10 protein-coding genes are annotated in these 13,415 nt (G+C 42.7%); 2 read left to right on the forward strand and 8 right to left on the reverse strand.

Annotated elements, in window-relative coordinates; translation table 11 throughout:
* The first annotated feature begins 14 nt into the window (after nt 1-14).
* Complete coding sequence (locus L4D78_RS21330) at nt 15-1,421, forward strand: YfcC family protein (protein WP_428468783.1); 1,407 nt, start codon at nt 15-17, stop codon at nt 1,419-1,421.
* 187 nt (nt 1,422-1,608) lie between these two features.
* Here the strand turns inward: L4D78_RS21330 and L4D78_RS21335 are convergent, their stop codons facing one another.
* The 7 genes from L4D78_RS21335 to L4D78_RS21365 all read right to left on the reverse strand — a co-directional run bounded on the left by L4D78_RS21335 (nt 1,609) and on the right by L4D78_RS21365 (nt 10,077).
* Nucleotides 1,609-2,919 carry a DUF1501 domain-containing protein gene (locus L4D78_RS21335; RefSeq protein WP_428468784.1) on the reverse strand — a complete coding sequence of 437 codons (1,311 nt, stop codon included), beginning with the start codon at nt 2,917-2,919 and terminating at the stop codon, nt 1,609-1,611.
* Nucleotides 2,920-2,922: 3 nt separating this feature from the next.
* Nucleotides 2,923-4,470 (reverse strand): DUF1800 domain-containing protein, encoded by a 1,548-nt coding sequence (locus L4D78_RS21340; RefSeq protein ID WP_428468785.1) that lies wholly within the window; start codon nt 4,468-4,470, stop codon nt 2,923-2,925.
* Nucleotides 4,471-4,768: 298 nt separating this feature from the next.
* A complete protein-coding gene (locus L4D78_RS21345; protein ID WP_428468786.1) occupies nt 4,769-6,085 on the reverse strand; it encodes a DUF1501 domain-containing protein in 1,317 nt (438 codons plus the stop codon).
* A 3-nt stretch (nt 6,086-6,088) separates the two neighbouring features.
* The gene (locus L4D78_RS21350) at nt 6,089-7,606 is read right to left on the reverse strand and encodes a DUF1800 domain-containing protein (protein WP_428468787.1); all 1,518 of its coding nucleotides are present in this window, start codon (nt 7,604-7,606) and stop codon (nt 6,089-6,091) included.
* A gap of 203 nt (nt 7,607-7,809) precedes the next feature.
* A complete protein-coding gene (locus L4D78_RS21355; protein WP_428468788.1) occupies nt 7,810-8,583 on the reverse strand; it encodes a DsbA family protein in 774 nt (257 codons plus the stop codon).
* 56 nt (nt 8,584-8,639) lie between these two features.
* Nucleotides 8,640-9,017, reverse strand: coding sequence for a hypothetical protein (locus L4D78_RS21360; protein ID WP_428468789.1), 378 nt, complete (start codon nt 9,015-9,017; stop codon nt 8,640-8,642).
* 298 nt (nt 9,018-9,315) lie between these two features.
* Complete coding sequence (locus tag L4D78_RS21365; protein WP_428468790.1) at nt 9,316-10,077, reverse strand: DsbA family protein; 762 nt, start codon at nt 10,075-10,077, stop codon at nt 9,316-9,318.
* A gap of 734 nt (nt 10,078-10,811) precedes the next feature.
* Between L4D78_RS21365 and L4D78_RS21370 the strand changes: the two genes are divergently transcribed.
* Nucleotides 10,812-11,486, forward strand: a complete 675-nt coding sequence (locus tag L4D78_RS21370) for an outer membrane beta-barrel protein (RefSeq protein WP_428468791.1) — start codon at nt 10,812-10,814, stop codon at nt 11,484-11,486.
* Between the two features lie 87 nt (nt 11,487-11,573).
* Here the strand turns inward: L4D78_RS21370 and L4D78_RS21375 are convergent, their stop codons facing one another.
* Complete coding sequence (locus L4D78_RS21375; protein WP_428468792.1) at nt 11,574-13,364, reverse strand: M3 family oligoendopeptidase; 1,791 nt, start codon at nt 13,362-13,364, stop codon at nt 11,574-11,576.
* Nucleotides 13,365-13,415: the final 51 nt, after the last annotated feature.

A 13,415-nucleotide genomic window follows, 5' to 3' on the forward strand; every position in this document is an offset into this window, starting at 1 on the left:
TAAAGGACGAAACAATGAGTAAATTAAAATTTCCTTCTGCCTATACAATCTTAATGCTGCTTACGGTGCTCATGGCACTGCTCACTTGGATGATCCCAGCAGGTCAATACCAGATGGAGCTCAACGAGACACTGGGTAAGCTGGTTCCGGTTGTTGGCTCGTACCAAACTGTCGAGGCGAACCCTCAAGGTATCATTGATATTTTGATGGCCCCTATTCAAGGTTTTTACGATCCATCAGACTATGTTGCCCGGGCCGTTGATGTCGCCATATTCGTATTAGTTATCGGTGGCTTTCTGGCGGTCGTAACCGAAACCGGCGCCATTGATGCGGGTATCGCAGGAACAATGAAGCGTCTTGCTGGTCGGGAAAAATGGATGATCCCAATCCTCATGGGGCTTTTCGCTCTGGGCGGTACTGTTTATGGTATGGCCGAAGAAACAATTCCCTTCTATGCCTTGCTAATTCCAGTAATGATTGCAGCAGGCTATGACAGCATCGTTGGTGTCGCCATTATTATGGTGGGCGCAGGCATCGGTTGCCTAGGCTCGACCATTAACCCTTTTGCCACTGTTATCGCTTCCAATGCTGCCGAAATCAACTTTATGGAAGGGTTTGCGCTTCGGGCCGTGATCCTGATCCTTGGTTGGCTGCTCTGTGTCTTTTATGTCATGCGATACGCCGAACGCGTTAAGAAAGATCCCTCACGATCTATTGTTGCCCACCAGCATGACGAAAACCTGAACCATTTCCTTCATGGCAAACAGAAAGAGACGCCCGAGCTATCCAATACCCGTAAAGCGGTGTTAGCCATTTTCGCCCTGACATTTGTCGTTATGATGTGGGGTGTGTCCGCAGCAGGTTGGTGGATGGCAGAACTTTCCGCTCTGTTTATTGGCTCAAGTATCTTAGTCGGTTTTGTTGGCCGTTTATCTGAAGCGGAAATCACCGACAGTTTTGTCAATGGCGCCAGAGATCTACTTGGTGTTGCCCTTATCATTGCCATTGCCCGCGGCTTAGTCGTTGTCATGGATAACGGTAATATCACGCACACAATCCTGAACTACGCGGAAGGCCTACTGGGCGGATTAAACGAAGTCGCGTTTATCAATGCAATCTACTGGGTTGAGGCAGTACTTTGCCTTGTTGTCCCTTCATCATCAGGTCTGGCTGTACTTTCAATGCCTGTATTGGCCCCTTTGGCTGATTTTGCAGGGGTCAGCCGAGAGTTAGTCGTCACCGCTTTCCAATCTGCATCAGGGCTTCCTAACCTTGTTACACCAACATCTGGCGTTGTGATGGGTGGCCTTGCCATCGGGCGCGTTGCCTACTCATCTTGGCTCCGTTTTATTGGCCCGCTAATTGGTATCCTGACACTAATGATTATGGCCTTGCTCAGTATCGGTGTGATTATCGCCTAACACTCAGATAATCTATCCAAACGTCTTGCAGCCATACTGAAACAATAGAAAGTGAGCAATTACATAACACTGTGCTTGCTCGTTTTCACTCTAGTGATATAGAGACAAATAGTTAGGCACGTGGCTGACTTTAACCGCGAAATAACAAATCAGCCGAGAAAGTCCTCGGCTGATTGATTTCATTGAATTAAAGGAATGGAATGGTCTTTTGTGGGAAAGGCTCCAAAGATGGGAACAGCTTTTCTACATCAAGGTAATCATCGAACCACTTAGCCAGTGTCGCATTGACCTGGTCGGCAGCAATCCCCGGAATAAGGCGGCCATTATTGTAATCAAACTTACTACCCGGAGTTAAATCCGGCCACTCGCCATAAGCTTTACCACCATTAACCGCACCACCCATCACCAACTGATGACCAGCCCAACCATGATCAGTACCCGTATCATTAGCCATTAGGCGGCGACCAAAGTCTGACATGGTAAAGGTAGTCACATTGTTCAGCATGTTGATATCTTTCAGTTCTTGATAGAAATCAGCCATAGCATCAGCAAGTTGCTCTAACAGTGCATGATGTGCATTTTTCTGGTTATGGTGAGTATCAAAACCGCCTAATCCAACAAAGTACACTTGCCTGTGATGCCCCATCTCTGCATGCTTCTCGATTAACTTAGCTGTGGTATGCAGCTGTTCGCTTAAAGAACTTCGAACCGTGTCATCATCTTCTTCACCCAGCAAATCAGCGAGCCTCTCATTTTGATAGTATCTGCTCGACATCACGTCAGCATAATTATCTTTGAAAAGGTTATTAAACTGACGGTCAAAGTGATATTCCATTGCCAAACGGCGCTCATCTTGATCCAACCCGTTATATTTACCAGCTCCACCGCCAGTCATCACCATTTGCTCGTATACATCATTGCGCAGCCATTTTTGTTCACCATTCAATGACATCATTGGCGACAAATCATTAGACATGTAGACGCTTTCAACCATACGCCCAGCCCAGCCTAGTTTATCATCCATATTGAGTGCGCCTGACTGCCACATGGTTTGCTGTAGGTTATGTGCCATGAGGAAATCAGGAACAGGGTGTGGGTTAACTTGGTCGATGATTGGACCAACCAATTGCCCTGAGTTGACAATAACGGTTGCATTGCCATCCTCAAACATATCTTTGAGGTTTGCCATTGCAGGGTGTAAACCAAGGCTAACTGCAGAACTATTATCTCCAGCTTCTGATTTAATATCGATATTAACTAGATCATTTCTATCAAGTGCAAGGCTTGGCCGTGCTTTTCTGTAAACTTCATGGGGATCGGCATCAACAGGTACCACCATGTTATAGGCGTCATTGCCACCAAACAGAAAAATACAAACGAGGGCTTTAAACCCGTCATCACCAGCAACAGCTTGTTTGCTCAATGATAGACCCGGTACTGCTGATAATGCGCCAAGTGCAGTAGAGCTTTTTAAAAAGTGGCGACGTGACATCTTCATGGCTTACTCCTGGCAACGGAAATCAGGTGAACATTGAATAGCAAACAAGGTGGCGAACGTTCTTCTATCGGCACCAATATTTTGGTTAGTCATATCAATCAATAAGCTTTCGATGTAGTGATGAAGATCATCTGACATTAAGCCGAAAAAGATCCTCTCATTGATCCACTCCATATACTCTTCAGGTTTATCAACCCGATTCTCTAATGGACCTCGATCCCAAGTCCAACGCCTTTCTTCTTCGTAACGATGACTGAGAATAAGCCCCCACATCGCATTGGAAATTCGGCGCATGGAGTCCATAGTGTGAATATTGAACTCTGGTGCGGTTAGCTCCTTATTAGCAATCTCACCTTTAGGTGCATAATCAGGTTCATAGAAGTTAAATACACTTGAGGCCTGAAGCGGGGCTTGACCGAAGTTATGTTGCAATCCAGGAAAGTCCCACCAGCGGCGAGAATCATTGCTTTTTACATTCAATGCACGACAAAAATTGGTCATAGCAATAACCGGTTCTTTTACCTTACCGAAGTTCCGAATATTAGAACCAAAATTCTGGTGATCAGCCATTGCACGGCCTTCAAGAAGGTCTTCATCTAACAGAATGGCTTTAATCACCGCCTGCATATTTCCACGAACGCCTGCGCCATCATCAATAAAGACGCGAGCTACCCGCTCTATGTAATCACGGCGTGGGTTACTGATAGTCAGACGCTGAATTAAAAGCCGTGAGATAAATACTGGTGTATTAGGGTGTTCAAATAACACCTTGATTGCCAAGTCCAAATCTTTCTCTGCTGATTGACCTGCAGGGAATTCTACATTTAATACTGTTTTACTACCGTCATCGTGCCAATCACTGTTATTCACCATTGGCTTGGTATTGCTGTCTCTCCCATCGCTGTCTTTGTCTTTTCGCCAGCCCGTTAATACACGCGCTAATTCTTCAACATCTTTCTGTGCATAAGCGGGCTTTTGTTTCCCGCCATCCAGAGCTGGTTGCCCATTTATATTCAGTTCCCATAAGCCTATAGAAAACAACTGCATGACTTCGCGGGCATAGTTTTCATCTGGGAAAGTATTATTCTGCTCATTATGGGCACGGCTTCCTGCTAGGGTCAGAAATTGCCCCATTGCCGGATGCAAAGTGACCGCTTTTAACAATTCATCAAATCGGGAAAAGGCGTTCCTCACTAGCACATCATAGTAAGACGCAAGCCCTTCACCACCCGGGCCGCCATTAACTGAAACCACTAAGACTTGGCTAAGTGCATAAGCCACACGTTGGCGTAGCTGATCACCAGACGTTAGTGTTCTTTCCCACCAAGCACTCATCCGAGCACCTTCATTCAATGGCTCATTCGTCGCTGCTGATACTTGCTCTGCAAGTGGTAAATGTAATCGATTATGACGTTCGAACTGATCATTAAACCAAGCATCAATACCACCCTCATAATTAAGTAGCACTTCAATATCACCTTGCTTAGGTCCAAAGGTAGCGCGATACAGAAACTTGGCAGCCTGCACCGGATCATTAATGGTATTTACCACTGCTATTCCTCTTCATTCTAATTATTTATATGTCAGCCCAACATTATTGAGCTTGCTGACAGCAGAAATTTACAGAACAAATGAAAAGAAATGTTCACATAACGTCAATTAATGTTTTAAGTTGAATGTGCTGGAACAAACTCTGCAAATTAAACTTTTTTACATATTTCAATTTAAGATTTAACTGTACGCTGAAACTTAACTGTTAATGACACATAAAAAAGCCAGCGGAGATATCCACTGGCTTATAAATAATCAAACTGAAAACATAGCAAGTAATGACTACGGGCTATCTCACCTATTTCATAAAACCTAAGTTGTGATCGTCAAACTTTTCAAGTGACTCAAATAAGCCCGTTAATGACCCGTCATAACCAAACCAGGATGCCAATGTAGCATTAACTTGGTCTGCTGCTATTTCAGGAATTAGTCGGCCGTTGTTATAGTCATACTCACTACCTGGCTTCAAATCTGGCCAATTTCCATATGCACGACCGCCATTCACCGCACCACCTACAATCAATTGATGTCCAGCCCAACCATGATCAGTACCTGAATCGTTCGCCATTACACGACGACCAAAATCAGACATGGTGAATGTAGTGACATTTTCTGATAAATCTTGCGCCTTCATTTCAGTGTAAAACGCAGCGATTGCATCACTCACTTCACCCAATAATGCAGCATGTTTATCTGCCTGATCTTTATGAGTATCAAAACCACCTAAACCTAAGAAAAAGACTTGGCGACCATGTTTCATCGTTTCACTATCACGCGCTTTAATTAATTTAGCCGTTGTGTGCAACATTTTGCCAAGTGACGTTTCAGGGAAGCCATTTAGATCACCTATATTGGCTAAGGCTTCTTCCAGTGAATCGTTCTCGTGATAACGGTTAGCCATAGTCAGCGAGTAATTATCAGCATAGAGGTTGGCAAACTTCTCTTCAAAATGACGGCTCATCGCTCCCACGCGTTCTGCTTGGTTCAAGCCACTGTAACTTCCAGCTCCGTCACTGGTTAAAACCAACTGCTCAAGATTAGTGCTTCGTAACCACTTCTGTTCACCATTTAACGACATTAATGGTGACAACTGACCGGATAAGTGCATATCCTTAACCATTCGGCCAGCCCAACCGAATTTATCGTCCATTTCTTCAGCGCCAGATTGCCACATGGTTTGCTGTAAGTTATGCGCCATGAGAAAGTCTGGTACTTTAGGATTTTGTGCAGAGCGGCCAATAATGGGTTCAACTAATTGACCTGAGTTTACGATGACAGTCGCGGCTTTATCTTGGGTAAAAATAGTTTGTAAGCTTTCCATCGCAGGATGCAAGCCCAATGCAATACCGTTATCAGATTCAATCCCCAAAGGGACAATAGAGTCACTATCAATAGCAAGCCCAGGCCTTGCCGCTAAGTAATCGCCATACGCTGTAGCATCATCTGGGATCACCATGTTGTAAGCATCATTGCCACCGAAAAGGAAAATACAGACTAACGCCTTGTAATCACCTTCTGCGGCATGTGCTGAACTCAACCCTGTTAATGCTGGCGCTACCGATGTCGCACTCAAYGCCGCTGTCGATTTCAAAAAGTTTCTTCTAGTAATTTTCATTGGTTACTCCTGACAACGGAATTCTGGTGAACACTGAACAGCAAACAAGGTGCTTTCAATTTTTCGATCATCGGTACGATTTTCAGCGGTAAGCTCAAGTAACATTTCATACAAGAATTGAGATAACTCTGACGACATTAAACCACCAAATAAACGGGTATTTAGTAAGGCTACGTACGCGTCTGGATTATTAATGTTTCTTTCAAATTCAGAACGATTCCACGACCATTTCTTTTGATCAGTCGAATCATGTGAATAAATAGCCACCCACATACGATTAGAAATACGCCGAACAACATCCATCGATAAAATAGCAAACTCTGGTGCAACAAGTCCTTTATCATTAATTTCACCTTTCGGTGAATAGTCAGGCTCGTAAAAGTTAAAAACACTCGATGCTCTTAGCGGTGCTTGACCGTAATTACTCTGTGTTGCGGCAAAATCCCACCAACGATCGGCGTCATTACTCTTTACATTCAGCGCACGGCATAAGTTTGCCATTGCAACTAAAGGCTCTTTTACTTTGCCGAAGTTGCGGCTATTCGAACCATTACTTTGATGATCAGCCATGGCCTTACCATTCAAGACATCATCATCAAGCAAGATGGCAGTAATCACGGCTTGTAAATCCCCCCGAACACCTTGACCGTTATCCTTAAAGACATCGACAACGCGTTTAATATAACTGCGTCGTGGGTTACTGACAGTAAGTCGCTTAATCAGCAGTGTTGAGATAAACACCGCGGTATTGTTATGGTTCGCAAGTAAGTCAATCGCTTGTGATAGATCTTGCTCAGGTGTTTGGCCTTCAGGGAATACCTGACCAAGAACGGTTTTCTCACTAAAGTCATGACGATTATCATCGGCATACATTGGCTTTAAATAGGTGTCACGTCGCCAGCCGGTAAGTACTTTTGCCAACTCTTCGACATCTTTTTGGCTATAAGTCGGAATTCGATCGCCTTCAGGCGTTAAGGTTGCTTGGCCATTACTATTCAGTTTCCACAGCCCAAGGCTAAAGAGTTGCATCACTTCGCGGGCATAGTTTTCATCAGGGAAAGTGTTTTTAACCGGATCGGCCTTGCGGCTACCTTCCAACGTTAAATATTTCCCCATCGCAGGGCTTAGTGTTACCGCTTCAAGCAAATCTCGGTAATTTCCAAAAACATGTTTTAACAGCAAGTCATAGTATTCAACTAAACCTTCGGAATTTGGCCCACCACTGTTTGAAACAACTAATACTTGGCTTAATGCAAACGCTACACGCTGTCTTAATTGATCGCCAGCATTCAGGCTTCGATCCCACCAAGCACTTAATCGTGCATTTTCGTTTATCGTATCACCACTGGCATTCGCAAACGACTCCGCAAGCGGACGGTGTTTACGTCGATTACGGGTAAACTGATCATCCAACCAAGATTCAACGCCCATTTCGAGGAACGCTTCCACATCCCCTTTTTTAGGACCAAAGGTTGCACGATATAAAAATTTTGCGGCCTGTTCCGGCTCATATATAGACATAGCCAACTTAACTCCTTCTCTATTTTCATTAGCACACCAATACCTACTAGGCATAAGTGTCTAAAAAACTTGTATAGATAATGGAGAAGAGAAATATATACACTATATTTATGGGTATTTTTTGATAGCTTAATTCCAAAAAAAATGGGCCAGAGATCACTCTCTGGCCCATTAAAAGAACATGAAGTATTTCGACCTACTGGTTAGCTCTCTTTTTGAGCTTTCAGCTGCTTAATCTGATTTTTAACCATTGGCCTTAATTGATCAATTGGCAAATAACCACCGATAATTTCATCACCAATGATCATTGCAGGTGTTCCCCGCAAACCTAAGTCAGTAAACATCTTGTAGTTCTTATCAACCATTTGTCTGGTTTCTTGCTGGCGCTCTAGGCTTACTTGCGTGCCTGTTGCGTCAGCAATACGAGTAAGTGAGTTCTTATCATGCTTTTGCGGTTTGCGCATTAACAGTTGATGTACTTGCTCATACGCGTCACGTTGCTCTTGCCATACATTAAGAGCAAACTCTGCCGACGTTGTTCCTAACCCTTTAACGTTTTGCTGCTTCAACGGTACGTAGATATTAATAACACGCAAATCATTCGGCATTTCTTCTGTCAGTTTCTCGAGAACAGTATCAAGACGCTTACAGTAAGGGCAGTTATAATCCGTCACATTCACAATTGTCAGCGTGGCATCATCATTACCCATTGTGGTATGGCTTGGATTACTGAAGATCCAGTCCTGATAGTTCGCCATTATGTCTGCTTGACGATTTTGCTGGTCAAGATACATGTTCAGGTTTGTTAGTAAGCCATCGATCAGCTGTGGGTTATCGGTCAACAAGGCTTCTATTTTTTTCAGGTTACCCTGCTGTTGTGTCGTTAATGATTCAGCATTAACCGTTGTCGTCGTGAACACTGTTGTCGCAAGCAATGATGCGGCCGCAATAGCAGCAGCCATAAAAGTTTTTTTCACTTTGTATTTCCTAGTAATAATTAATAGTTATATTTGATTAAGATCTAACCGATTACTCATTCCAGAAACACACATAGCCGAAGGTGTAGACGCTTGGTTGTCACCCTTATTGATGGTGACAATTGTAATAAGCGAACAATTAACTTCGCTAGCCCTGCTAACATTAGCGTGCTGCCAATAAACAGAACTATGTTAGACGTTTCACTGTCAGATGAGACATGAAAACGCAGTAATTTTTTTGCACTTGTACATAAACCAGAAACGAGATCATCTGGTGTATTAACAACCTCTTGATATCCAGCAATCGGTCCATTATCAACTAACGTGATTGAGCGGTTAACCTGACTGCATAAAGCTGTGACGCATAGAACCAGCACTAAGCAATAACTCGCTTTTCGCCTTAAATGCTTGTTAATATAGAAAATTGTTGGCATGTATTATACGTCAAAAAAATAAGTAGCAAGAATTAGTCAAGTATTGGAGAAAATAGTTCCTTGCACTTCTCGATATAATCATCAGTTTATCCCGTGCACCACCAAATTCATTACCACGAGGAATAAATAAACCCAAATAATCACCACGAGTTATGGCTTAATATTGGCTGTCCGTAATCAATTATTCACTATTTCTTCGCAGGTATAAGTAATAATGATCTGCCGAATTAAGTACCGGCAGATCATTGAGTTAATTACATCTGATAATCAATAATGACGTAATTAGAAGCACCATATATTAATTTATGCTTTCCTTTTGATGCTGCGCAAGTAGTTCTTCAACTATCGGTCGCAACTGCTCAATTGGCATATAACCAGAAATAACCTCGTTACCGATGATCATACCAGGAGTACCACTAATACCAATATCAGTAAACATTTGATGATTTTTTTCGACCATTTCATTAGTGACATTTTGTCTTTTCAGACTATCTTTTGTCCCTGTCGCCTCGGCAATACGTGTTAGCGAACTATAGTCATGCTGCTGTGGTCGTCGATATAACATTTGATGAACTTTCCCATAATTCTCTGGTTGCTCAGCCCAGACATTCAAAGCGAACTCTGCAGATGAAGTACCACCTAAAGCGTCGACATCTTCATCATGGAAATCGACATAGATATTAACCACGCGGATATCATCCGGCTGCTCTTCTACTAGTTGCTCAAGTACTGGGTTTAAGCGCTTACAAAACGGACAGTTATAGTCAGTTACATTGACGATTGTGAGCGTCGCATCATCGTTACCCATGGTCGAATGGCTTGGGTTTTTGTATATCCAATCATGATATTGGGACAGCATGTCACCTTGTTTGTTTTGCTGATCAACATACATATTTAAGCTCGTCAGCAAACCATCAATAATCTGAGGGTTTTGCTCTAGTAAAGCCTCAATTTGACTCAGGTTGTCTTGCTGTTGAGTCGTTAAATTTGAAGCAAAAGCAGTTGGTGTTGCAACAAGTGAAGAGACGGCAACAGCCGCTGCAATAAATGATTTTTTCACAGTGTATTTCCTTGTAATAAATAAAGATTAATTTTTTAGCAAATCAACCAATAACTCATTCAAGAAACACACATATCCGAAGGTGCAAACGCCTAATAGCGAATTTAATATAGGGAAGATTATTAATATATAGTAATAATGAACCGGTCACTACGGCTAAAGGGGTAATTATCCCAATAAACTGGACAATCGGTTTTTCACATTCACCCGAGGCATTAATACGAACCAGATTCTCCGTACTTCGGCACTCACCTGACTGTACTTGTTCTTCACCACTAATTGATTGTTGATAATCGGTACTTATAGAAACCGGAGAAAATACAAGGTTGCTTAATGAAACATTGCTATTCGCTTGAATACAAGCGACAAGAATGAACAGTACTAATACAAAACAGTAATTAGAACGTTGTAATAGTGATTTATTTTTGTTCGATCGTTTTGGCATGATTTGGACACATTAATACTGCTAGCAAAGATTAGTCAGTTTAAGGAGGCACAAGTTCAATTAAAGTGAATATAATTTTCAATTCGTATTATTAGCCTACCAAACAGCTTCTTCACAAGCATAACTTCGCTTCCGTTCAAAAAACGAGCACTCAAACTCAAAAATACAAAACATTGTACATTTACCTATTGCACAGTGTTTTTAATGGGGGTACCATCGCTCCACAATATCGAGCAGGGTGATAATAACACCCCATACATAACCATTATAAATACAATTAGGATATAGAATGAAAAAGTTAATGTTACTACCGCTTGCGACCATTTTAGCCTCAACTTTTGCTGTACAAGCAGCACCAGCAAGCATGACGCAGAACTTTGATTACATCTCTGGTGGCCTTCAAATCAGTAAGTTCAGTAATGACGTTGTTTCCTCTGCTAATTTTAATAATTTTAGCGGTAGCACGACTGATGGTGCTGCAGGTTTATACCTACGTGGTAGCTGGAACTTTACCGATAACTTTTTCTTTGAATTCCGTGGTGATGCAGCAGCATCCGATGATATGGTTTTTTCAAATGGCCTAATGGGTCTTGGCTACTTCATGCCAATCAATGATGACCTAACCGTTTATGGTCTTGCTGGTTTCTCAAACTACCGCTACGACCTAGACGTAAATACCCCAGTAGGTACAATCGGTGGGAGTCATGATGACTCAGGCCTGACGGCTGAAATTGGTGCTCGCTACCAAGTAATGGATCGCTGGATGATTGAACCTGCTGTTCGTATGGCTGCGTATGACGACACAATGTATGAGCTTCGCCTTGGCAACAATGTAAAAGTCTCTGAGCACATGAGCATTGAAGCGAACTTATCTTATATGGATTTCAATAATAACGCTTCTCGTATAGATACTATGGTTGAGAAAGAAACAAACTTCCAACTAGGTGCTCGTTACAGCTTCTAATTGCTAAATCTAATATAAAAAACGGCCTGACAATTATAAAAATGAGTCAGGCCGTTTTTATTGCATCAATTAACATTAACTTTCAGGCTAGTTTTTTAATTGAGTTAACCGTTGTTCAAATTCATCAATTTGCTTTGCAACCATGTCGATACTTTGCTGCCAGAATTCAGGCTGCTTAATATCCATTCCTAAGTGTTTCTCCACAACCTCTTCCGCGGTCATCGAGCCTGTATCACGTAATAATGCTTTATAGTCGTCATAGAATGAATCACCTTTAACTTCTCGCTGGGCATAAACACCTTTGCTGAAAAGGTATCCAAACAAATAAGGGTAATTGTAGAAACTAATTTCAGCAATGCTGAAATGCAGCTTACTTGCCCAAAACATGTCATTGGTTTCTTCCATCGCATCGCCATACCAGGCTTGCCATTTTTCAGCCATTAATGCTTTAAGCTGCTCTGGCGTCAACTCCCCTTCCTGACGCTGTTCGTAAAATGCTTTCTCAAACTCATAACGTACTGGAATATTGATTAATAGAGCAAGTGCCGACTGGGCTTCTTCCCACAGCATTTGTAATTTATCTTGCTCACTTTGCGCTTTTTCCATTAACGCGTCACGTACAACGTTCTCGGCAAAAATAGAGGCCGTTTCAGCCAGTGTCATCGGATAGCTCGATTGTTGGCGAGGGATCGACTTCATCACCCAATTATGGAATGCATGGCCTAATTCATGGGCTAGCGTCAAAACATCAGACATACTGCCGCCCCATGTCATGAACACTAACGGCGTACGGCTATCGGCAAATTTAGTACAAAATGCCCCTAACCGTTTATTGGGCTGAGGCGCAGCATCTATTAATTTTTTCGCAACCATCATATCGACAAAGTCAGCCATCTCAGGGTCAACATCCGCGAATGCATCTCGAATAATCTCGATACCTTGCTCAAAACTATAACAATGCCCTTCTGTACCTTTTGGTGCAGGCATAGATGCCATTTCATCCCATGGTTTCAGTTTATTTGTACCAAAGAGCTTAGCCATTTGCAGAGCGGCTTTTTGACCGACCGAACGATTCGCTTTTGCTGTCGCCATCATTGCATCGAGCGTTGCGTTATCGATTCGCCCTTGGTGTAACGCTGGTGATAAAAAGTGTACCGGTGCTGTATGGCTCCGCTTTTCATATTCAGTCAAACGCCCACCAGCTAGTGCATTCAAAATAGCCGCGAAGCTTTCTTGATGTGTCGTCATCGCCTCAGAAATTGCTTTCCATGCCGGTTCGCGACGTAGTGAATCTGGCCCATACAATAAACTTGCCGCCTGAGAAAGCCCTACTATTTCACGACTCCCATCAGGAAGTGCCAAGGTAACTTTTAAGCTTCCTGTTAAGTTATCGTATAAACGCCCCCAGGCATTTCGGCCATCAATATTCATTGCTGACAGTAATTGCTCTTCTTCGACTGATAGCAATTGATCTTTCAATAAGCGCTCGCGATCTAGCTGAAAGCGGTATGGCGATAAACCCTCACCAGCTAAAAGCGTTTCGTAAGCTGTTGTCTCGAGATTAATTACTGCTTGCAGGAAAGGATTGAAAGCTTGCTCAAGCTCAGAAGCAAGCTTATCTACTCGCCCAGAAAGTTGCTTAGCTGGAACATTCGTAGCATCAACAGAAAGAATGCAATTGGCGTAATTAGAAACTGTCGAGACTATAATTGAGAGATCGTGCTCCAATGATAGAGCATTCGCCAGATCTGGTATAGAGTCAGTGGTTAGACTATTAAACTGCACAAGTCGCTGCGCTACGTTTGTTAGATTAAGGTCTATTTTTGGATCATCCAGATCCTGATATGCAATTGAAAGATCCCAGCTAGGAATGTGCATTTATTCTCCTTAAATCTTGAGCTAGCTTGATATAAACAATACTGCTCAAGC

This window comes from Photobacterium minamisatsumaniensis (assembly GCF_050336695.1).
GTDB classification, from domain to species: Bacteria; Pseudomonadota; Gammaproteobacteria; order Enterobacterales; family Vibrionaceae; genus Photobacterium; species Photobacterium minamisatsumaniensis.